Source organism: Streptosporangium lutulentum, assembly GCF_030811455.1.
In the GTDB taxonomy this organism is placed as follows: domain Bacteria; phylum Actinomycetota; class Actinomycetes; order Streptosporangiales; family Streptosporangiaceae; genus Streptosporangium; species Streptosporangium lutulentum.
The window spans coordinates 95,502-117,807 of record NZ_JAUSQU010000003.1; the positions used below are offsets into that span (position 1 = coordinate 95,502).

A 22,306-nucleotide genomic window follows, 5' to 3' on the forward strand; every position below is an offset into this window, starting at 1 on the left:
GTCTCAGACCCCCAGTTCGGCAGAATCAATCTCGACCGTGCCGTCCAGCAAGCCCGAGAGCAGGCTGGAGCGTGTATCCCGGAGTCGAGCGGCCTCAGCACGTGCCGCATCGGCGTTCGCACGAACGGACAGCACTGCGCAGGAAACCTCTCGCTGCCGGTCCAGGCCAGGAAGCGGGATCGGTGTCTCACGAATGCGATCCTGGCTGACGTTGACCATTGAGGCGCTGGTGCCTGTAGCCGAACTTGTGAGCTGGGTCCGGGCCAACTTCAGCGCCATCGCCACCACAAGGAAGTCCGGGTCCAGTTTGGACGACGGCATGAGTCGCAGAGTCTTGTCGGCGAGGTAGAGGCCGTTCCGAACATTGGCAGGGACTCGCGCGACAGCCCCGACTCGCAAAGGAGTGTTCGCTCGCGTGATGAGTACGTCGCCGGGCTGAACAAGCGCGGACTCAGGCATGGACGTGCCAGGTAGAAGAGCTTTGGATTCGTCCGGGAGGAACCGGAAGGGCGTGACCGCGCTGACCTTCAACACGCCAAGTTCGTCAGCGCCCGGTGGCCTCGTATTGGCCTGGGGACTCCTGCCCCCTTGAATGTCATCGAGCATCGTTCCGAGCGTCACGACCGGTTCATTGGAGAGTAGGTCCTCGGCAACGACCGCCGACATGCGATCCAATGCCTCGGCCTCTTCACCGAGTGCGGCAATCTGGTCGTCGACTGCGTCGAGTATCTCGACGATCCCCGCTTGTACCTCGCGGGGTGGGATCGGGAGTTCGATCTGCAAGAGTTGCTCTGGGTTGAGGCGCTTACGCCGTTGAACTGTCCCGCTCACCCGGTTCTTCATTTCTGCCCACAGTCGCGGTGAGCGGCAGAGGTGCCTCATCCAGTCGGGCACCAGTTCTGGGCCAAGCGTGAATGTCGGGAACTCGTTGCTGACGACGAATCCGTCGAACTCGGCAGGTACTACGGTGATCGGGCCTTCCCACGCGGTCAGCTTTCGCATCACGACCTGGTCGACGCGCAGCACGTTCATTGCCGAGTACTCTGTGTCTCCGCCATCGAGTTCGCCTTTAGCGACAAGCCCCTGTCCTGCGTTCAGGACCCCGGCCAGACGGTAGGTGGTTGCAGGCATCATCGGTGTGCGCTGGATGTCGAGGCGTATCACCTCTCCGAGCGGACGAAGCGGATAGCCGTCACTCATCGAAGCCCTCGATCCCTGCGGCGGCGAGGACGGCAAGCATGCGCTGCTCGGTCTTCTGTCGTTCAGCACGGGCGATGTTGTAGGCGTCGATGAGAGTGCCAAGGTCTTCCTGCTCGTCGGCGGCCTGCTTGATGTAACGGCCGATGTTGAGGTCGAACCCGTTCGCCGCGATCTCCGTGGCGGGGACGAATTTCGCCGCGAGTCCGCCTTCTCCATCGGGGTCCACCGGGTTGCCATCGGCGTCGAATTTCGAGTGGTAGGCGGTCACGATGTCGGCGATGTCGGCGTCGGTGAGGATGTTGCGATTCTTGGCCTTGGTGAACCGCTTGGAGGCGTCGATGAACAGCACACCGTCCTGCCGCTCCAGGGCCTTGGTGCCGGGTGCACGGAACACCAGGATCGCCGTGGGGATGCCGGTGTTGTAGAAGAGGTTGGCAGGCAGGCCGATGACCGCTTCGAGCAGGTCGTCGTCCAGGACGCGCTGGCGGATGGCTGCTTCCTGGCCACCTCGGAAGAGGACGCCGTGGGGTAGGACGACGCCGGCTCGACCCTTCTTCGGGCCCATGCTGGCGATCATGTGCTGCACGAACGCCCAGTCCGCCGACGACTGCGGGGCGACCCCGCCGAGGGCGCGCGGGTCATTGCTCCAGGGCTTCCACTTCATGCTGTAGGGCGGGTTAGCGACGATCACATCGAACTGCGCGACGGACCCGTCCGGCTTCTTGAAACGCGGGTCCTTCAGAGTGTCGCCGACCTCAACCTGGAACTGGGTGAGATTGTGCATGAAGAGGTTCATGCGTGCCACACCCGCAGTGTCCGGTACGGCCTCCTGCCCGTACAGGCTGAGCGTGTAGCCACGCCCGCCGCGGGCCTTCAGGAGGTTCGCGGAGGCGATGAGCATGCCGCCCGACCCGCAGGTCGGGTCGTACACCGACTCGAAGCCCTTGGGGTCCAGGATCTCGACGATCAGCTCGACAACCTCGCGCGGGGTGAAGAACTGGCCGGCACGGGTGCCGGACCCGTCGGAGAACCGCTTCAGCAGGTACTCGTACGCCCCACCGAGAACGTCGTGGGACATATTGCCCTCGTGCATTTTCGGGGTGCGGTCCATCGCCTGCATGACCGCCGCCAATACCTCCCCCGACAGCACCTCTTCGGAGGTCCAGGTCATGGACCCGAACAGGCGGGAGAACTTGTCAGGGTTGGCCGTCTCGATGGCCTGTAGGGAGGCGCGGACGCGCTGGCCGAGGCCGGACTGGGTGATGGTGGCGAGGATGGACGTCCAGGAGGCGCGACGCTGCTGGACGGTACCAAGGTGGATAAACGGGATCTCGAACGACTGGTAGTCGCGGTACTCGATCTCGTGGGCTTCCTCGGCGGACAGGTCGTCCAGGCCCTCGTTGTCGGCCAGAAACTCCTCGTGTTGGTGCTCCCAGGTGTCCGACAGGTACTTCCAGAACATCAGCGGAAAGACGACGGAGGAGTATTGCGCTTCGGGCATCGCCACGCGCAGCTCGTCGGCGGCATCCCACAACCGGTTCTCGATCTCTTGCTGGGTCACGGCCATCAGTTGGGGGGTGTCCTTGCTCGTCAAAGGGGGCGACCCTAGGGCGTGGCCTGTGGATCTTTGATGGCGATTTAGTGTAGATCAGCATGGTGGATGATCGCCTGAATCATCAGGACTTATCCGAAGAAGGATGAGCACCCTAGTACGGAAGCGGTAGAACCGGGTTCAGGTGTTCTGATCAGATGCGGCGCTGGAGGCCGATTCGATCAAGGCCGAGTACCGTGCGTGGCGATCGTTGACGAGGTCGGTCGCTCGAATCAAGGTGCCTTCCTCTCGTCGGTAGACCCGGAGGGCTCCGCCCCGGTGGGAGAGCCAGTCGAAGCTGCTGTTGATCCAGGTGTCGTCGAAGATCAGGCAGTGGGGATGGGGCTCATCGAGACGGGTGACGGTGAGGCTGTCGTAGCGTTTGGCGAGGTAGTGGAGACGCTTGGCGGCGCTGGCGTCGAGGTTCCCGCTCGAGTCGGAAGGCCCATAGGCGATGTGCGCGACGATGCCGGTGCGGCGCACCATGGTCTCAAGTCGTGAGACAAAGTCGTCGGTGACCACAGCGTTGCGGACGGTCGAGGTAATGAGTAGGAACCGGCGGCGAACGTTTGTCAGCGCGTGTGCCAGTAGTTCACGGTGTTCGAAAACGGGCACGCTGCGTACGGTCAGGGTGTCCAGTTCAGCGCGGGCCGTGACGCTGTCGTCGGTGGCGGACGAACCGGAGCCTGACGGGTCTGCTGTGAAGGGGGCGGCGCGCCGTTGTAGGTCCCGGACGGTTTCGTAGGGGACTCGCTGGTCGAGCAGGTGCGGGGGCAGGTCGGGTTCGCCTTTGGGGGGCGCCACGCTGATGCCCAGTCTGTCGGCGCCGCCGACCTGTGCAAGTGCACGATCGTGTTCCGAGCTGGACAGGTCATCGACAACAACGTTCAGACGTACGTCGTCGAATTCGATCGCGGAGTACACGAGCAGGACGGCCGGCAGGTAGCACCGGCGCTGGCGGGTGACCTCGTCAACGGAGAGGACTTCGGCTGTCCCCGAGCTTGGTCGGCGATGAGGGAATCTTGGAGCGGTGTTGTCGGCTTGGCCTGAGGCAGCGAGCATGCGGTTGAGGGTGCGGGGTGTGACCTCCTGGGTGGTCACCTCGTGAGTACGGGCCGAGGGTAGGAGCAGCACACCGCGGACCATCGCGTCGCCGCGGGTGATCAGATCGTTCCGGCGTTGCGTCGAGGGGACCCACAGGAGACGGTCGAACGCGTGCGGCAGATCGATTCGTTGCGGTGCGGTGGTCTCCAGATCGTCGACCGCGCGGGTCCCTGCTGCCGTGAGACTGATGATGCGGGTACCGCGGTGGTCGGGACGGTAGTCGAGGTTCTCGATGGAAAGGTGTTGAGCGACGGAGTCCCGGACGATCTCGTCGCTCATGCCAAGCACGGCGGCAATATCGGGGATGGTGTCGACGCCCTGGGCGCAGAGCCGGAGCATAAACTCGTCGACCACCGGCAGCGGCTTGCGTTTCTGAGCGAGTACATCGAGGGTGAGCCAGGAGAAGGGAACCGCAGCGTCCACGGCGGCGACCAGCTGATAGCCGGGGTGTAGGTCGTTATAGCGGCGAGCGGCGAGTGCCGTGGCGTCTGTCATGCGCGGGCGTCTCCGATCCAGCAGCTGTCTGGGTGCTTGCGGATATGGGCCAACACGTCCTGCAGCGGACCGGAATGGGTCTCGCAGAACGGCGCGTCGCCGACGATGACCAGTCCATAGCGGGAGCGAGACAGAGCTACGTTGACGCGTCGCCAGTATCTGCTGCCGAGGAACCCGAGCTCGTGGCGGTCATTGCTACGCACTACGGAGTAGAAAGTGATGTCGACTTCGCGGCCTTGGACGGCGTCAACGGTGTTGACCTCGACCTCCAGCAGCGGCGAGGTAGGGCTGGCCACAGCGCGGCGCAGTTCCTCCATCTGCTTGCGATACGCGGTTAGAACCAGGACCCGCAAGGGCTTGCCGTCATCGGTGTAAACCTTGCGGGTATCGAGCGCTCGGCGTAGGTCGGCCAGTGCCCGTTTGACCACCTGGGCCTCGTGGTGGTTGACCGTGCTGGTTCCGGCGCGCTTCTCGTGCCGCTGCTGGGAGCGTCCAGTGTTCAGCCAAGCGACCGGCTTTCCGAAGAGGGTATTCCAGCCTGCCAGTACCGAGCGGTTCACCGAGCGGAGGGTGCCCTCGTAGAAGCATTCGGAGATGAGGTCGCCGATGGCGGGATGCATCCGGTACTGCTGGGACAGACGGTGGCGCGCTGTGGCTGGGGCGCCGTCCAGCAGTTCCTGGAACAGGCTGCGTTCGACGTCGACGCGTTCCAGGTTATGGCGCTCCATGATCTCTGCGTGATCGAGCACTTCCTCCTGCATCGGGGGAAGCTGATGGGGGTCGCCGACAAGTACCCATCGCCGGGACCTGGCGAGCGGGACCAGAGTCTCGGTGGCGGTGGCTTTGGACGCCTCATCGAGGATGCACAGGTCGAACTCCAGGTCCCGCGCTGCGGGATGGGACAGGAATCCCAGGCAAGTACCGGCCACGACACGGGCCTGGCGTAGCAGGACAGCTTCCAGATCCCGGCCGGATTCGATGCGCTGAAACCATTCGGCCTGCAACCTCAGGGTCTCGGCCAGCTTGCGCAGCTCGGGGGTCTCATCAACCACGGTGTCGAAGGCGGCGCGGGCGGTGTCTGGTGTGACTTCCGTGTCGGCGGGCAGCAGGGCGTCCAACGCTTCGGCACCCAGCAGTTCGGCAGCGCGGCCGCGCAGTTCTCCGATCTGGTCGGACAGCCGCTGGAGGCTGTCGTTGAGCCGCCCCGCCTCGGAGGCGTTGTCCTCCTCATCCATGAGCTCGGACACTGGCGGCGGCGTCGCGGACCGAGACGGGATGTCGGTGACCGTCTCGAGCCGAGCGCGCAGAACCTGCTGCTCATCAAGCACGGCGACCAACTCGCCGAGCTTGGCCGCGCCGCGCACATACACCAGATCCACGGCCGCGGTGTGCGCCATCTGCTCCAGGTGGCCTTCCGCCCGGCTGCGGATGTCCCGCACCCAGCGGGGCACCCGCTGGTCGAGCAGGTGCGGTTGAGCCTCCTCGGCGATGCGTGAGTCGTCGGGCCGCCCCAGCCGGACGACGTTGTCCAGTCCTGCGTCGACGAGCCGGACCAGGGCGTTATCGACCGCCACGTGGGTCTGGCTGACCAGCAGAATCCGAGCATCGGGGTTGCGCCGGAGTTCCTGCCGCACGAGCTCGGTGATGAAACTGGTTTTCCCCGTGCCCGGTGGCCCCTCAAGGAGGTAGAAGTCTTGACAGCCCAGGGCGCCGGCGATCGCGGCCCGCTTGTCCTCATCCAGGCGGTCGTCGAACCAGTCCATCGCCGTCGGTGGCACGGGCTCGGCGATCCGCGAGGGGTCTAGGAGCAACCGGCGGAGCTGAGGGCGTACGGATGTTTCGGAACGGACGCTGTGGACCGCGTCCCGTTGCCGCCGCAGCGCCGCGGAGCTCGCGATCGTGTCCAGGACGAGTTCGCCGGTAGAGGGAAGGTTCATCGGCTTGCGCTTGTAGGCCAGGGTGATGCTGTGGCCATTTTGGGCGACCACGACTCCGGGACCGCCGATGATCTGGGCGCGACTGTAGTCGGATGCGCGGACGCGGCAGACGCGTTCCTCACCGAGGACGTCGGTTTCGGGAGCGGCTGTGAGACGGAACTGGATTCGTTTGCCATCCGCTGAGAAGGAGGTGTAGGAGAGGCTCGCAGCGCGCCCGGCTTCGAGGGACTCCTTGGCGTCGAGTAGATCGAGCCATTTGTCGAACGGCCGGTTCTCATCCCGCAGTTGTTGCAGGTCATCCTGATGCAGATAGTGCTCATCCAGGGCTGCGAGTATTCGGTCTCTGGTCTGGCGTGCTGTCGTCGCTGGCTGGGGGCGCGAGGTCCAGACGACCTCTTCGACGACGGGCCAGGCGTTCTGCCGGATCCCATCGAGCTCTCGTTCGTCGGCGTCGTATGCCCTAGAGACGATGAACGCCGGCTGGTCGCGGATGAAGGCCAGTCGTAGCCGCCGTTGACTTCCGACCAGGTCCAGCGTGTCGACCAGCCGTTGCCCGGTGCCAGGATCAACAAGGCGTGCCAAGTGGCTGCCGTGGGCGAACTCAGCCCGCAACGCGCGCTCAATTGCATCGGGGTCACGGTCGTTTGGCGGAGCAACCAGGCGGCGGGCGGCATCTTCACGCACGATGAGCTGCGCTTCGCGCCTCTTCACCCATTTACGGGTACGGCGCCGGTGGATCTCCCGGATCCGGTTGTGCAGCACGATAGCGTCGCGCGGGCGGGATTCGGGATCGCGGCTGGTGCACTGCCGCAGGATCGTCATAACTTCCGGCGGCGCGTCGACCTCGTCGAGCGCGGTATCCAGGTGTGGGTAGTCCTCGAAGGGGCCCTCGGTCAGGCACTGTAGTGCCGTCGCGGCGAATCCCCATACGTCGCGGCTGGCGCGGCTCATTCCTGCCATGTCAGGCGGCGCGAAGGGTGGGGAGGCGAAGCCAGCCACGGTGGCCTCGGTGACGATGCGGCCGCGGATCGTACTGATTCCGAAATCGGCCAGCAGCAGCGTGCCGTCGCCATCGATGAGAATGTTGGACGGTTTGACGTCGCGATGTACCACGTTCTGCTCGTGGGCGTAGGCAAGGGCCTCAAGCAGGGGCAGACCCCAGCCTTCGATGAAATCATCCCACCCGAAGCCCTCGTCCAGCGGCGGCAATACATCCCGCAGTTGCCGTTCCAGCCACGGGAATACCAGGTAGAAGGCGTCTTGGTCGTTGTCCTCGCCGTGGTCGAGTAACGACACGATGTTAGGGTGGCGCAGCCGACGCAGCGCCTCGACCTCGCGCCGGAAGAGCACACGGTGTGTGTCGTCGGCATCGGCCCGCGGGATCAGTTTCACCGCGACGTGCTGCCCATCGGGCGAGTGTGAGTCCATCGCCTTGACTACCACCGTGGTCGTGCCACTTGAGCGCTCTTGCTGAGGCAGCAACACGTACCGATCAGCCACTATGCGGATCACATCAGCCCCTTCGCTGGTGCAAGCACATCAACCTATCGCTTTTGGAAGGGTTTGCACTGCCCGTAGGAACGCGGGGTGCTGGTGGGTGTTCAGGAGGATCGCCACGCCGGTCTGGCTGATGGCGGGATCGGGGAGCGGATGGACTTCGGCGGCGGCCACCCGGGTGTCGACGACGCGCAGCCGTCGCGGCTCAGCGTGATCGCCCGAGCTCAGCTGGGCGCCAGGCCACGCGACTTCGGCACACCCGCAGCTCACCGACGACGTTCCCCTCGGTGCAGTTACCTCAAGCGCGCGAATCCGTTATCGACGATCCAGCACCGGTGGCGGGCTCATCTTCAACAGGCCTTCGGCGAAGGCGATCTGACACAGCGCACCCAGGCGAACGGCCGCGGCTGAATAGCCGAGAGCAGTGAAGGAGTCCATCTGCTGGTAGGGGTGCGCGACGGCGGAAGCCACCACACCCGCCCCATAGCCCGCCAGGAAACTACGCAGCTTCGCCGGGCTGGTGAGCGCCGCGGATTCAACTTGCATCGCCTGGCGGACACCGATCATCGCCAGCGCGGGTGAAGTCGAGGCCTCGGCCAAGACGTCTTGCCCGTAGTCGCGGTAGAGGCTCTCCAGCGACCACACCCCGCTACAGGCACATGCAGCCGACCCTTCAAGACGAGCAAGCCCTGGCAACGCGCCCACGATCCGCCAGACTTGTCGCATCACCGACATCGACCGCCTGGAACTCGACCTGATCACCGCCGTCCGCGCGGATAAAGCGGCCTGGTCAACGGTCAGGGACGCCTTGCACGTCACCAAACAAGGTGCTTCCCAACGCGCGGACCGCCTCGCCGAGCGAGTCGCGTCAATGAGCCGTTGACGCCTGGGAGGTGCCGCGGTGGGTATGGCCGGCGAGCGTGCCGGTCACGGCCTGGCTGGCATCCCCGCCGTACCCATCGCGGCGAGCATCGCCTCGTTGCACTCCACCCCAGCCGCGATGATGTGGGCGAAGACGACGTCGCGTGGCTTTGGTTGGGACTGCCTGGAAGGGGGCGGACTCATGCCGGATCCCGGGTAGAGGCAGCGATCGGGATCAGGTCGATGCGCCGGTCAGCCAGTGGCCGAAACCGCCAGGTGCCAAGGTCGGCGATCTCGGGGACGCCGTTGGTCGGCCAGCCGATCGCGAAGGCCTCAGCGGCAGGGCAGTGCATGACCAAGCGTCCGAAGGGGTCGTAGCCACATGCCAGCCCGTCCTCGCCGTCGTGTTCGTAGTCGAAGAACAACCGTGCCAGCAGATAGGCCATCTCCCGATCCTCGGGGCGGGGTCCCCACCAGGCGATGGTCTGCAGATAGGCCGCACCCTCCGTGCGCTCGCCGACGTGTTGTCGCGCGACGGATGAAGCGGCAGTGGCCAGCTCGATGCGGGCGGGGATCCACTGTTGACTGCCTACCCGAAGGCGGACCTGCGGATGGAAATGCTCACCAATCCCGACCACGGCCTGACGCAGCGCGGCGGCCAGCTGAGCGCCGGGGTCAGGGGCGCCGTCCTGATCGGCGCTCGCCGCTTCGGCCGACACCTCATCGGCCAGCGCGGTGATGGCGGCCAGGTCGCGCAGCAAGACGCTGTACTGGTACGGCTCGCTTTCGTCGTCGGCCAGAACCTGTTTGATGAGCAGCCGGTCGGCATCGGTCGGGAGGGGCATCTGCAAGGTGACGGCCGGCAGCTGTTCAGGGGCGTAGGGGTCGGTGAAGCAGCCGTGATTCAGGTTGCCATGAGCGATGGAGGCGACCCAGGACGCGGCCGCCCGGATGACGGCGACGCGCCGCTGCAGCGGACGCCGGTCGGCGTCGGGGGTGGCGCGGGCCAGCGCGGCGCGGGCGGCGCTTAGGGCGTCAACCAGCACGGGCAGCTGAGCCAGGTCCTCACCGAGACCGACCGGATCCCACGCTACGGTGACGGGACGTTCCCCAGCGCTCCAGCGGGCGATGACCGCGGGGGTGTGCATACCCCGGGGATAGATCTCCAGGCGCTCTCCGACCAGGTGCTCCAGCTGCGCCGCGGTGGCCGGCAGGCGGGTGGGGAAGCGCAGCGCACGGGCGGGGCCGCCGTCCAACTGGTGGAGCGTGGCGGAGATGCGCTGTCCGACCCGCTGGCGCAACGGCAACTCGGTCACGCGGTCCGGGGCGGCCTCGAAGATCTCGAAGCTGAGGTAGGTCAGCTGGGGGCGCCAGAGCATCCGCCCCGCCTCAACGTCTGGATGGTGCGATGGGCTCTGCATGAACCACAGGGCCCGGCGCGCCTGCTCGCCGGTGATCAATCCCGCGTCCCGGAGATGGGCGGCCAGGTCCTCGTCGTCCAAGGCGAACCCGCTGGCCGGATCGGTCGCGGCCAGCAGCACCACGGTCCGGCGCGCCACCGTCTCGCCGCCGGGCACGGAAGGAAGCGGGCCGTCCCAGATCCGCAGATGCAGATCCTGGGTGGCGGTGGTGCGGTATCCGGCGGGCACCTGCACGACAGCGTCCACGGTTCGAGGCAGCGGCGCAGACAGCGCGGGCAGGTCCAGATAGAGCGGGACGGGCAGCCGGTAGCGATCACCGTCGCGGACGGCGCGGCCCGTGGTCGAGGCCCATGCGGCGATCACCTGGGGCCGCCACAGCGGACGAACCGACTCCACCGCCCACCACTCGGTGGCCGCCGGGCCGCGGACGTCGAAGAACCCGTGCACGCCGGCGCCTTTGTCGGGGAGAAGGAAGTCGGGTACGGGCAACGCGTCGGCCGCGGTGGCCGCGTGAGGGTCAACGGCCCGCGCCCGGCTGGCCAGCCAGTACAGGCGGACCGCCTCCCGGCTGCGGCCGAGGTAGGTGGCGACCTGACCCAGCCCCCACATCGCCCCCGGTCCGGCCCCGGGGGCGATGCCCGGCGGGAACTGCTCGTGCTCATCGCCGCCGGGGAGCAGCCGCAAGCCAGCTCGGCTGGGTATTCGTGGAGTCATCTGCGTCCTCTCGAAACCCGCCCACGGCTTTCATGGGCAGTTAGCTGAATACTACGAGGATCACTCTGTCGTGATAGGCAACTTGCTTGAAAAGTCACATCCAATCCACAGAGATGGGCAACTGCCCAATGCCCTTCCAAGGGGAGGTACCGGGAGGGTGACTCCCCCTGGAACGGATGAAGTGAAGGCACCGACGAAGTACACCGACCAGGAGCGAGATTAAGCAGGGGCAAGGACGCGGGCATCGCGAGGGTGCTGTGGTCCACCGGGAATCGCGCAGCTGTTGCCGGGGAACCAGCATCGGATGTAAGGGACATAGCGCGGCTGGTCACACACCCCGCCTGCCGCCTTCAGGCGTGCCTGACGGCCGACCAACCGGCTGATCGACCGCATCAGGGCGACCGTCCAGTCCGCCGGGCACTCTGACCACGTCCGTGGTTGACTGAAAACAACAGCCGACCCACACCCCTTGAGGACCCCATGAAGCCAGCACGTGACCTCGACGACCCCAGCACAAGCAGCACCCTGAGCAGTGGCTCCCCGAATGCCGTGCTCGCCAAGGCACTTGCTCACAGGCCGCGAGTCCTGGTGGTCGACTGCGACCCGCAACCGAGCGCCTCTTTTTGGTCCTCGCGCGTAGAGCTCCCGCTGTCCCTCACCGAAGCCGACCAGCCAGAGCATTAAGCCGCTGCGTCTACCCCGCCGCGTTGCGGCGGCTGGTTTCCAGATCGACCATCGAGACGTGACAGGCGAGGAGCCCCGGTGATGACGTCGAGGACCCCGCCTGCGGCGCTGCGAGCCGCGCTGGCGCAGGCCGGTGCCCGGAGCCGCACCGTGGACGAGCACATGTTCGCCGTGCCCCGCCCGGGCGGGCAGCTGGCCACGTTCCGGCTCCAGTTGTATACCGGGTCCGGACTGCGTCCGGTTGCGGTGGTCACACAGAACATGCGCGAGGGCGCGTCCTTGGGCAACGCCGCTGAGGAGTATGCCAGCGCGGTATGGCAGCGCCATCTGCCCGCCGAGCAGCAGCCGCCGCTGTGGATCCAGCGTCAGCTGCTGACTTCCGGCCGATTCGACGGCTTCACACTGGTCACCTTCACCCCCGGGGAGGACTACCAACTGAGCTCTCCCCGCTGGTGCGCGATCTCCGCGGCCGAGCTGACCCATTTGGTGGGCGAGCCGGTCGACGCCGAGCGCGGCGCGGGATACCGGCCTCGGCCGCCCGAGGCCGTAGAACAGCCACGCTATGCCGCCGCCTGGGTGCTCGCCCTCCCGGCGCCTGAACCCTTTCGCGACGATGGATGCCTGAGCGGCGGCTTGTCACCGTGGCGAAGGATCGGTGCTCAGCTCCTTTCCACCCGTCAGGGCCGAGATTGCTGCTGGTATCACCACGGTGACTGGCATCGCGTCTGCTCGACCGCCCTGCAGCTGGCCGGCCGGGCTCAGCGGGCGGGCGTGCCGGTCGACGACATCGCCGAGCAGGTTCTGGCGCGCACCGAGGTGGCGCAGATGACCGGCTGGGAACAGGAGGCGCTCGAGAGCCTGCTGTGTATCGGAACCGCGATCCAGCTGCACGGACGGCTGGGCCGCCGCGAGTACACCAATGGTCAGCATCGCAGCCAGGCCTTGATGCAAAACGGGGTGCGGCGCACCCTGGTGGTCACCTGCTCATGGCCCTCGACGACCATCGGCTGACCACCGGTCGCTGGCGCCGGGAGCCGCGATCATTTCAGCAGACAATCCTCGCGGTGTAACGTCGCCCTCTCGCACCAGTGCCGATCTTGTTCAGGAGGGATCGATCCGGTCGTTTGGTTGCAGCAGTCCTGTGAGGTTTTGTAGTTCGCGGGCGGGTATGTCATCGGGCCGTGGTCGCCCCGTGCGATTCACCCACATCGCGGGGATGCCCAGAGCGTGCGCTCCGCGCACATCGGCCGCCCAGGAGTCTCCGACGTACACGGCTTGCGCCGGTGTGCAGTTGAGACGGCGAAGCGCCTCGCGAAAGCACTCCGGCCGGGGTTTGTAGGACCGCATCTGCTGGCTCGTGACCACGTGGTCAACGCTGAGCCGATGATGATCGAGTAAGGCGATCAGGTCCGCGGTGTCGATGTTGGAGACCACACAGATCGGGACCTGGGCATCGGCCAGAACGTGTGCGACCTCGGGAAAGAGCGGCGCCCTCTGCCAGTAGGCAAACAACAGTTGCAGCAGGTACGCGGCATCCAGCGGCGCACCGTAGCGGCGCAGTACCGCCGACAGCGAGTCGTACTTCACATCTCGCTGGCATCGAAACCGCGGCGCCGCGCACCCCGCGCGAAACTCCAGCCCCCAGGCGCGTCCCACCTCGCGGCTGCTCACTGGCCTGTCGGCAGCTGCAGCCACCCGATCGGAGATGTCAGATACGACCACGTCATCCTCGGCGACGAGCGTGCCGTAGCAATCCAGGAACAAGGCCTCCATCGCCGCTGGACCCCGATGGTGCCGGGTTCTGCCGGTCTTTCGTGTTCCAATCGTTCGCCGCGGTGCGTTGCCAGGTTGTTGGCAGCCAGAGTGAGCCGCGGCAGAACATCCAGGTCGGTCAGGACGCGGTCGGCTACCGCGGCGAGCCAGCCGAGGACGCTGCGGCCCGATGTTCGCTGCCCATGATCCAGCCGTCCGGGCCGCCGGAGTCGGAGAAGAACGCGATGGCGACGCCGGCGAACACCCCCTGCGGGGTGGGCCGGGTCCGGGCCCGGAGCGTGTAGCTGCGCACCGTTTCGCCGCCGCGGCCCTCCGGTGAGGCCGCGGCGGCGAGAACGGACGTCTGCCGGGAGGTCAGGAACATCCCCTTGCGGGCCAGTGGATCCATCGGTTCCCCGGCCCGCCGGCCTCGGCCGGACAACTCAGAAGGAGGAGCGGGATCCGCGCCAGCGCCGGGGCGGTGGGAAAACGGAACGGAGACCTGCGCCATACCCACCTCCTCCCTCTGATTTCACGGTCGCGGTCTGCGGCTCAGTTGCAACCGTCGCTGCAGCCGCAGCTCGCGGTGCAGGTGTCGTTGGTGCAGTCCCCGGAGGCCATCCCGGCAGGCAGTTCATGGACCGGCCCGACCTGGGGGTTCAGGTCGAACAGGTCGGAAACTTCGAGCGTCGGCGTGCTGGCTCTGGATCTCATGACGACCCCCAGTTACGGACGTTTCCCCTAGACCGGACGGTGAGGGGTGGTAGCGGCTGTTCCTTGATGGGCGTGCAGCCGCGTTGATCTCTTGCCCTCGACTCGTGATCGAGGGCTTGTCGGTAAGACCTTGATCTGGTGGTTGCGGCGATCGGACTACGCTGATCGCTGCCACGGCGACGAAGAGCGTGCCCCGTCAACCACCGGTCGTGGTGACGAACACCCTGCTGTGTCTCTTGTCCGCCGTGATCATGGCGGCGGGGTTATCGGCGCTCCCCTCCGGATGGACTTCGATCCGCAGGCCCTCCAGCTCATCGCGGACCCGGGCCGCGCCCCACGCCCGAACTCGATCGGCGACCTCACCGGCTAGCCACTCCCCGTCGGGCCCGTAGGCGCACGCCCCCAGCTCGACCATCTCCTGACCGGCGTCGCCGGGCGCGGGACGGCGGACCAGATACGCGAAACTGCCGTCGATGTAGCAGCCCATGCTGCCCCACGAGTAGATCGGGTCGACCAGGCCCGCCTCCCGCGCCCGGTCCGACACAAGGACCCGACATATCGGCGCCGCGCCGGCCAGCCAGAAATCCAGATGCGTCATCGGCGTCCACGGCACCACCACCCCCGACCAGGCCAGGACCGGCGCACTGGTCAGCGCCGTGCCGAGCGCGTCCGCGTCGATCGGCTGCCCGTCGTCGACGCGCAGCCACACCCCGCTGTCGGCGCCCAGCTCCAGGTTGGTCTCCTCCACCGCCGATGGCCCCCGCATCGGCATGAATCCGCACTCCACGATCGACACGCTTCGCCATACGGTGCCGTCGAGTTCCAGCGCCACCGAGCGGGTGACGCCCCGCATCCGCAGCGGGACGACTAGCCGCCCACCCGGTGCGAGCTGCTCGCGCCACGCGGGTGACACGTCCCACGCGCCCGCGGTGACGATGATCCGCTCATAGGGTGCGCCCTCAGGGTGGCCGGCTTCGCCGTCTCCGTGGACGACCCGCACCCGGTCGTAACCCGCTGCGGCCAGGCCGCGCCGGGCTCCCGCCACGATGTCGGCTCCGATGTCGACTGTCGTAACCTGTCCCTCTGACCCGGCCAGCTCGGCGACCAGCGCGGCGTTGTAGCCGGTCCCCGCTCCTATTTCCAGCACCCGAAGGCCAGGCTGGACATCCAGTTGCTCCAGCATCGCCGCGACCACCCCAGGGGCGGATGCAGAGCTAATCGCTCTTTTGTTCTCGTCCCGGTGAGTGACCACCGAGCCGGGCCCGTAGGCCTGTTCCAGTGTTGCCGACGGCACGAACGCGTGCCGGGGCACGGCACGCATCGCGGCTTCTACGGGCCCGGTGCGTGCACTTCCCCAGTCGCGCAGCTTGTCGACCATGGCGTCACGAAACGCACGGTCCGTGCCTTCTTCCTTGCCTACGGTGTTGGTTTCCACCGGGTGGAGCGTACTCAAGCGGGTCTCCTCGTCTCTTGCGAATCGCTGGTGTTGGCGGCCCCGCGCCTCCGGTAGGACACGGGCGTGAGCTGAGAGGGCGGGAGGCTTAAACGTCGAACAATCCGTCTTGGGCGGGCATGTTGCATTTGGCCGTGCGCCCGGCGATTTTCACCAGAGCCGTGAGATCGCTGAGCTGAGCATTTTCGTCCGCGGCGCTGATGAGCCGGAAGAACACCTGCGCGGTGACCTCGACGTCGGCGGCGGCCCGGTGGCGATCCGCTGGCTGCTTGATGGAGAAATGCGCCAGCAGCGTGTCGAGTTTGTAGTTCGGCAGACCTGGGACGAGGTGTTTGGCGAACGGGATCGTGTCAAGGAAGTCAACGCGGGCCAGCGCCGGGCAGTGCTCGCGCTGGTTGTGGATGAGGTAGGCCTCGGTGGCGGCGTGTTGAGCCACCAGCAGGTACCGGTTGCCGGCCGTGAATCGCCGATCCAGTGCGCCCAGCGCCTCGGCCGGACTAGGGGCCTGCCTGACCTGCTCGGGGGTCAAGCCGGTTTGGGCCGTAACGGCTGGCGTCACCGGGGCGAACGCGGGCGGCCGGATGAGGGATGTGCTCCTGCCGACCGCCGTCCACGCGTCTTCCTCGTAGCGGAGTGCGAGAGCGGCGACCTCGATGGGCTGGGCCGGGTAGCCCGTGGGGGTCGTCGCCTCGAAGTCGATGACCACGAACGTCGTCGCCAGGAAGGCGGGGTCTTCTGTTAAGCCACCCATGTACCCACCGTTCTCGCAGGTTCCGTGGTTGGGTGTTGCCAGCCCACGCCCGCCCCATTGAGGAGAGCATGCCAGAGTGCCAGCCGCCGTAGTGTGCCATCACTGATTGATAAGGCGGGCAATGGCCTGCGTGGCGGTCGATAAGTTCGGCGCGTTCCAGAGGCACTCGCCCGTCCAGGTCTCGCTCAGGGACTGGTACAGGTCGGACATCACCGGTAGGAACTCGGGCGGCGGTGGAGCAGCCCACCACCGTGGCGGGAACCGTCCCGCCAGGCCACCTCCGTGCTCAGCACGTAGATGATGCCGCCCCCTCATGTGACTGTCGATCTCGTTCAGGAGGAATCGATCCGGTCGCCTGGCCGCAGCAGCCCCGTGAGGTTTCGTAGTTCGCGAGCGGGTACGTCATCGGGCCGAGGTCGCCCCTTACGATTGACCCACACCGCAGGGATGCCCAGAGCGTGAGCTCCGTGCACGTCGGCCGTCCAGGAGTCTCCGACGTGCACGGCTTGCGCCGGGGCGCAGTTGAGGCGGTGCAGCGCCTCGCGAAAGCACTCCGGTCGCGGTTTGTAGGACCGCATCTGCTGACTCGTGACCACGTGGTCAACGCTGAGCCGATGGTGATCGAGCAGGGCGATCAGATCTGCGGTGTCGATGTTGGAGACGACACAGATCGGGACCTGGGCATTGGCCAGGAGATGTGCGGCATCGGGGAAGAGCGGCGCCCGCTGCCAGTAGGCGAATAACGGCTGCAGCAGGTGCGCCGCATCAAGCGGCGCACCGTAGCGGCGCAGCACCGCCGACAGCGAGTCGTACTCCACATCCCGCTGACATCGAAACCGCGGCGCCGCGCACCCCGCGTGGAACTCCACTTCCCAGGCGCGTCCCACCTCGCGGCTGCTCACCAGCCTGTCGGTAGCCGCGGCCACCCGATCGGAGATGCCAGACACGACCACGTCATCTTCGGCGACGAGTGTGCCGTAGCAGTCCAGGAACAAGGCATCCATCGCCGCCAGCGTAAGGCAGCTCTACCGAGTCGCACTGCACCTTTCCGCGGTGCGGGTCAGGAACCACCTCAGGGTTAACGCGAGTGAGGCAACCACATGGATAGGGGGCCGGGCCAGCGGCCGGATCGCCGCGCACTGAGCGACGGCTCGGGCCACGAGTGATCCCATCCCCGGGCGGCCAGCGCACGGGCAGCACCAGTCATCAGCAGCGTGAGCGTGTCGTGCAGGGCGGCCCACAGGCGCGTACCTGGGGGACCTGGGCGCGAGCCTTGATGGGGCGCGCTCGGCGGCGGGCCCGTCCTTGTCGTAGCCGACCTCGACGAGCAACTCCTCAACGAGGTGCGCGCGACAGCCGGCCAGCCGCCCCTCACGGGCTGGTGAAGGTCTGCTCCACCAACTCTAGGTGCGTACTCCACCACTCCAGCATGGCGCCGGCGGAGATGAACAGGTGATCGCAGGAGGTGTCGTGCCGCTCGTAATGCCGGTTCAATTGCCACAGGTCACACGCACGCTCCCAAAAAAGACGGCGCACCGCGTGCAGGACCTGCTCATCGCTCACCGAGACGACACCGCGGTAGGCGGCGACGAACGCCGCCGCCCGTCGCACATCCACAACACCGGTGGTGGCGTCGCTGAAGATCAGCGTGACCGAGCGGGCCAGCTCGTAGGCGTAGGCGCGGCGCCGGCCCATGCGGTCCCAGTCCAGCACTGCCACCACCTGCCCGCCCTGCCACAGCAGGTTCAGCGCATGGAAATCGCCGTGCACATACCCGGCCGGTTCCAGGTCGGCGCTGTCGTCAGGGCGCAGATGATCCATGCTTTCCAGCAGTTCACGCTGGGCGTCGAGCTGGGTGCGGGCGAACCGGTCGAAGTCGTCCGGGCGGGGTCGCTCACCGATCAACGCCTGGTAGCGGTCGATACCGGCTCGGGCTTTGGCCCCTTCCGGTACCCGGTGCTGGATCGCGCCCACTCCTTCGGGCAGCGCTTGGGCCAGACCCGCGTGGATGCGGCCCAGCAGTTCGCCGACCTGGCGGCACTGCACAAGGTTCCACCGGGTTCCAGCAAGGTGCTCGCCGTCCACCCACGCCACAGCGGAGAACACCGCCTCGCCCAGGTGCAGCAGCGTCTGCCCGTCGGCCGTGGTCAGTGGGGCGGGAACCGGTAACCCGGCTGCGGCCAGCATGGCCGTGGCGCGGTGCTGGAAGAGGGCTTGGTCGGCGCTGACGTCCAGGACTTCCTTGACCGCGACGCTGACGGCGCCGACATCGACGCGCCAGTTGCGATTCATCAGCCCTTCGGTGATCGCCGTGATGCCGGTGGGAGCGCCGAGCCCGAAGGATTCACACACCGTGGCCAGTATCCGCAGGTCAAGGGATGCACTGACCGGCGGCACGCTGTTCACCACGGTTCCCTCCGGTCACGGTTTGGCTCGCGCGGACCACAACGTATCAGCCGCGGACTGAGGAGACCCTGACCTGCGGGCTACGGCTAAGACCTGATCGCCTCCCCGTTTTTCAAGCCGGCAGTTGATCGCCGACGTCTAGCAACGCTTGAATTGCAGGACGGACTCTGGTGTTCTGTGGTGTATTGAAGTGCTCCACCATGATCGCGGGCAAGTCAGGAGTAAAGGCGTAGGAGCGGCTGCGATGATTGATGCGTCAAGTGGTGCAGTCACACTGACCGGCGGTCGCATGACCGAGGGCGTTGTCCTGGTGGACAATTCGGTGCGCAGACCGGCGAGCGTAGCTTCAGAATTCGTTGCGGCTCTTCTGAAACTTTTCGCGCAAAAGAAATTCGACGGCGCGCCGCGCTATCTCGGGCAATTCGATGGAATGGACATCTTTAGCTACCTTCCTGGAGAGGTCCCCGCGCGTTTCCGTACGTGGTCAGATGAACAGGTGGCCGCTGCCGGATCCCTCCTTCGCGCTATGCACGACGCAACTCGCGGGAGCGAATTGGCAGGCCGCTGTTCTGTGGTGTGCCACCACGACGTCGGACCCAATAACGCGGTTTTTCAGGATGACAAACCGGTCGCTTTCATCGATTGGGATACCGCGGCCCCGGGCAGTCCGCTGGAAGATCTCGGGTACATGGCCTGGACCTGGTGTATCTCGTCCAAGCAGGACGCGCCCGTGCAGAAGCAGGCGGCGCAGGTGCGCATTCTTGCCGATGCGTATGGCCTTGACCGTTCGGAGCGCGACGTCGTCGTCGACTGCGTGCTGGAGCGCCAGGCGCGAAACGCACGCTTTTGGGCTGAGCTTCTGGCCGTTCCCGGAGCGGCGCCGGCCAGTACCGAGGTCATCGGCGGGCGTATCGCCTGGAGCCGGCGGGAGCATGCTTTCACCCACGCGCATCGTGAGGTCTTTGATCGCGCTTTGGCTTGAGCCGCTGGAGCATGCCACGGGGGCGGGGTGTTCAAATCGGTGCCGAGGCAATCCGACACCGCCCCGCTGGTGCGCGCTCTTGCCGTGATGTCTGCGGTATTCGTCGATGTACAGATGTCCTGGCGGCGAGTCGTCGTAGGCGTCGTGAAAGGTAGGCGGAGCCGTCCGATTGTTCATTGCGCGTCCTGTTGCGGCTCACGGTGGGCGATGAGGTGCAGCAGTCGGGCCACCTGCCGATACGGATCTCGGGATCCGCCGTACCACTCCAGCTCGACAATCTGATCGAAGTTGCCGGGAATGGGTTCATCCCCACGGTGATCGGCGAAGATCCGCACCCCGTACCAGACTGTGGTGGTAGCTCCCGCTGCGGTCAGCAGCGCCCTGAGCTCCTCCAGCGTATGAGCGCGGCTGGGGACCCCGAGGTTACCCGTCTCCGTGGTGGTGGTCATGGCTGTGAGTGCCTCGGCCCACTGGCCTTTAAGCCCCGGCCGCATAGCCAGTGCGTTGGCGCTCTTCGCCAAAAGCGAGACCAGACCGCCGGGACGCACGACCGACACCATGGCCTTCAGCAGGGGCTGTGGATCAGCCAGGTACATCAGCACGCCGTGACAGCACACGGCATCGAAACCGGTACCGACCAGATCGCACGCCTGCTCCCCAGGCCCATGGACCATGGTGACCCGTTGGCGGACGTCGTTGGCCTCGGCTGCCAGTCTGGTTTCAGCGTGCTGGAGCATCTTGATATCTGGGTCGAGCAGCGTCACCACATATCCGGCCCTGGCGAGTTGAACCGCCTGATGGCCGTCCCCGCCGCCGACATCCAGTATCCGCTGGGCATCGGCGAGTAGATGCGTACGAAGCGCGCGGGCGACCAGCTCGTGTCGCAGAGCCCCTCGCAGCGTTCCAGCGTGCCGGGTATACCTATCCGGAAGATCATCCGACGTTGAAGTCCAGGTGTTGGTCATGGCCGATCCTCCGGCAACGGGGCCAGCGTGACAAACAGGTCTGGTCGCTGCATCACCAGCAGGATCGATAGATAGCGCTTGTTCAGCAGCTCGCGTAGCTCATGCGCTGCGGAGCTGTCGGGCAGACGCCCCTGGCGGGCGGCTCGGCGCAGCGCGATCAGATAGGGCAGTCGTCGCTCGAGTGTGTCCAAGTCGACGGGTTTGGACACGCCGGTGTGGTTAAGCCAGACGTCGAGCCGCTCACGGGTCAGGACCTCTCGGACCACTACCTCGCGCCGGCTGCCGTCGGGGTCTTGAACGGTCGTCAAATGCGGGATACAGCACAGCTCGTCCGGTATTTCGCACGAGAGCAGGTCCGGGCGGCCGGTACTCGTCACGCAGGCCCCACGGAGGCCACGAGCATGCCGCACGTCATATAGGTGTGCGGCGAAGGTGACCGCCAGACTCACCTGCGCCGGGGCCGCCTCCTCGGAAATGACGGCCACTGCCCGCACCCAGGAGTAGCGGGCCACCTCGAGCCCGGCACGCAAGGCGATCGCCGGATCGTGATGCTCATACCGGGTGCGGCGCCCTTGGTCATCACTGTGGACCATGCCCACGCCGAAGGCCTCGCCAAACTCAGAGACGGCGAAGTAGTGCTCTCCCCGTGCGGTGCGCATCATGCCGTCTCCTTCCTGATAAGGGTCACAGTGAGCGTGCCTTCCGCGGCGGCGTTTCGGCTCGGTGGCAGCGCTGGCCTGGATGAGATTACTCATGGAGGCTCCGATATATGGCGTGGTGGGCTCGGTGACCTGCATGATTCGTCCGCACAACAGACACCACGATGATCAAATTTTCGCTTCGGCCAGCCGCGCAATCACGGGGGCGAACGTGTGCATCACCTCGTCCTTGACGAGGAAGTAGTTCAGTCCCAAGAGCTGTCTGCGGGCGAGGATCGCTTCACATACCTCGTCGAGCTCGCCGGCGAGCACCAGCGGAGATTGCCCGATCTGTTCTCGAGGCAGAGGCAGCTTGGTGGCGACCCAGTCGAGGTAGGAGGCCTTCCCCGGGCCGAGATGGACGAAGAAGACGGTGGTGGAGATGTTCATGCTGGGCCAGCGAGCACCGGCAAGCTCGGCGAGCCGGTCGGACTTTCGCTGAAACGACGCCAGCGACGCATCCTCGGTGAGGTGCCCGCCGGGTAGCCCTGACCGTAGCCGGGGCATGATGCTGGCAGCGTCGCCGTATCGTGCCGCCAGGGCCAGGACGCGCGAAGAGCCGCCACCGATCACAATGGGCGGTTTGACCGGCACCGGAGGCCACAGGTAGGCACCCGACAGCTGGTGAAAGCGTCCGTGGACGTCGAGGGTCTCGCCGTCGAACAATCGCGTGATGACCTCAAGGGTTTCAGCGAACCGGTCAATCAACGCGGACCTTCCGGCTGGGAAGTCGGTGCCCGTGGCGTGGAAGTCCCCCTGCAGCCATCCTGCTCCCAGACCAAGTTCGAAGCGGCCCTGGGAGATGAGCTGCACCATGGCCGCCTCGCGGGCGGTCATCACCGGGTCGCGGATTCCGCTGGCCAGGACCATCGTGCCCAAGGTAATTCGAGAGGTGACCGCGGCGATCGCCGCCAACGCCACAAGGGGCGGGAACTGCTTGCGCAGGTGATCAGGCATCACGAGGGTGGAGTAGCCGAGTGATTCAGCGGTTATCGCACGGGCTTTGAGTTGTTCCCACGATGGGGAATCTGATATCACCACGCCGAAACGGAAATCCTTGCCCACCAGTGCGCTCCACGAA

General features: G+C 66.2%; 19 protein-coding genes. 2 read left to right on the forward strand and 17 right to left on the reverse strand.

Annotated features, from left to right (window positions below; all coding sequences use genetic code 11):
* Positions 1-3: 3 nt before the first annotated feature.
* The 7 genes from J2853_RS47320 to J2853_RS47350 form a co-directional block, all read right to left on the reverse strand.
* The gene (locus tag J2853_RS47320; protein WP_307569446.1) at positions 4-1,200 is read right to left on the reverse strand and encodes a restriction endonuclease subunit S; all 1,197 of its coding nucleotides are present in this window, start codon (positions 1,198-1,200) and stop codon (positions 4-6) included.
* A complete protein-coding gene (locus tag J2853_RS47325) occupies positions 1,193-2,794 on the reverse strand; it encodes a type I restriction-modification system subunit M (RefSeq protein ID WP_307569448.1) in 1,602 nt (533 codons plus the stop codon). Before J2853_RS47325 ends, J2853_RS47320 begins: the two co-directional genes overlap by 8 nt.
* A gap of 138 nt (positions 2,795-2,932) precedes the next feature.
* Positions 2,933-4,390: a phospholipase D-like domain-containing protein gene (locus tag J2853_RS47330; RefSeq protein WP_307569450.1), complete on the reverse strand. Its 1,458-nt coding sequence runs from the start codon at positions 4,388-4,390 to the stop codon at positions 2,933-2,935.
* The gene (locus J2853_RS47335) at positions 4,387-7,839 is read right to left on the reverse strand and encodes an AAA domain-containing protein (RefSeq protein ID WP_307569452.1); all 3,453 of its coding nucleotides are present in this window, start codon (positions 7,837-7,839) and stop codon (positions 4,387-4,389) included. Before J2853_RS47335 ends, J2853_RS47330 begins: the two co-directional genes overlap by 4 nt.
* A 300-nt stretch (positions 7,840-8,139) precedes the next feature.
* Positions 8,140-8,469: a hypothetical protein gene (locus tag J2853_RS47340; RefSeq protein WP_307569454.1), complete on the reverse strand. Its 330-nt coding sequence runs from the start codon at positions 8,467-8,469 to the stop codon at positions 8,140-8,142.
* Between the two features lie 282 nt (positions 8,470-8,751).
* Entirely contained in the window at positions 8,752-8,889 is a 138-nt protein-coding gene (locus tag J2853_RS47345; RefSeq protein WP_307569455.1) for a hypothetical protein, read from the reverse strand.
* Complete coding sequence (locus J2853_RS47350) at positions 8,886-10,790, reverse strand: hypothetical protein (protein WP_307569457.1); 1,905 nt, start codon at positions 10,788-10,790, stop codon at positions 8,886-8,888. The genes J2853_RS47345 and J2853_RS47350 overlap by 4 nt, the downstream gene beginning before the upstream one ends.
* Positions 10,791-11,585: 795 nt before the next feature.
* Between J2853_RS47350 and J2853_RS47355 the strand changes: the two genes are divergently transcribed.
* Positions 11,586-12,515 carry a hypothetical protein gene (locus tag J2853_RS47355; protein WP_307569459.1) on the forward strand — a complete coding sequence of 310 codons (930 nt, stop codon included), beginning with the start codon at positions 11,586-11,588 and terminating at the stop codon, positions 12,513-12,515.
* A 90-nt stretch (positions 12,516-12,605) separates the two neighbouring features.
* On the opposite strand, the gene J2853_RS47360 is transcribed toward J2853_RS47355, so the two are convergent.
* From J2853_RS47360 to J2853_RS47390, 7 genes are all read right to left on the reverse strand, one after another.
* Entirely contained in the window at positions 12,606-13,277 is a 672-nt protein-coding gene (locus tag J2853_RS47360; RefSeq protein ID WP_307569461.1) for an HAD family hydrolase, read from the reverse strand.
* Between the two features lie 133 nt (positions 13,278-13,410).
* The gene (locus J2853_RS47365) at positions 13,411-13,665 is read right to left on the reverse strand and encodes a lantibiotic dehydratase (RefSeq protein WP_307569463.1); all 255 of its coding nucleotides are present in this window, start codon (positions 13,663-13,665) and stop codon (positions 13,411-13,413) included.
* A gap of 143 nt (positions 13,666-13,808) precedes the next feature.
* Positions 13,809-13,970, reverse strand: coding sequence for an FDLD family class I lanthipeptide (locus J2853_RS47370; protein WP_307569465.1), 162 nt, complete (start codon positions 13,968-13,970; stop codon positions 13,809-13,811).
* Between the two features lie 196 nt (positions 13,971-14,166).
* Positions 14,167-15,405 (reverse strand): methyltransferase, FxLD system, encoded by a 1,239-nt coding sequence (fxlM, locus tag J2853_RS47375; RefSeq protein ID WP_307569467.1) that lies wholly within the window; start codon positions 15,403-15,405, stop codon positions 14,167-14,169.
* A gap of 106 nt (positions 15,406-15,511) precedes the next feature.
* Positions 15,512-16,174 carry a 3'-5' exonuclease gene (locus J2853_RS47380; RefSeq protein WP_307569469.1) on the reverse strand — a complete coding sequence of 221 codons (663 nt, stop codon included), beginning with the start codon at positions 16,172-16,174 and terminating at the stop codon, positions 15,512-15,514.
* A 332-nt stretch (positions 16,175-16,506) separates the two neighbouring features.
* Entirely contained in the window at positions 16,507-17,178 is a 672-nt protein-coding gene (locus J2853_RS47385) for an HAD family hydrolase (RefSeq protein ID WP_307569471.1), read from the reverse strand.
* 367 nt (positions 17,179-17,545) lie between these two features.
* Positions 17,546-18,580 (reverse strand): phosphotransferase enzyme family protein, encoded by a 1,035-nt coding sequence (locus J2853_RS47390; protein ID WP_307569472.1) that lies wholly within the window; start codon positions 18,578-18,580, stop codon positions 17,546-17,548.
* A 244-nt stretch (positions 18,581-18,824) separates the two neighbouring features.
* Here J2853_RS47390 and J2853_RS47395 point away from each other — a divergent pair, with 244 nt between their 5' ends.
* Positions 18,825-19,562 (forward strand): phosphotransferase family protein, encoded by a 738-nt coding sequence (locus J2853_RS47395; protein ID WP_307569474.1) that lies wholly within the window; start codon positions 18,825-18,827, stop codon positions 19,560-19,562.
* 173 nt (positions 19,563-19,735) lie between these two features.
* Here J2853_RS47395 and J2853_RS47400 read toward each other — a convergent pair whose 3' ends face one another.
* From J2853_RS47400 to J2853_RS47410, 3 genes are read right to left on the reverse strand one after another with little or no spacing between them, the layout of a single operon-like run.
* Entirely contained in the window at positions 19,736-20,527 is a 792-nt protein-coding gene (locus tag J2853_RS47400; RefSeq protein ID WP_307569476.1) for a methyltransferase domain-containing protein, read from the reverse strand.
* Positions 20,524-21,324, reverse strand: coding sequence for a hypothetical protein (locus J2853_RS47405; RefSeq protein ID WP_307569478.1), 801 nt, complete (start codon positions 21,322-21,324; stop codon positions 20,524-20,526). The genes J2853_RS47400 and J2853_RS47405 overlap by 4 nt, the downstream gene beginning before the upstream one ends.
* Before the next feature lie 30 nt (positions 21,325-21,354).
* Positions 21,355-22,290: a TIGR03621 family F420-dependent LLM class oxidoreductase gene (locus tag J2853_RS47410; protein WP_307569481.1), complete on the reverse strand. Its 936-nt coding sequence runs from the start codon at positions 22,288-22,290 to the stop codon at positions 21,355-21,357.
* Positions 22,291-22,306: the final 16 nt, after the last annotated feature.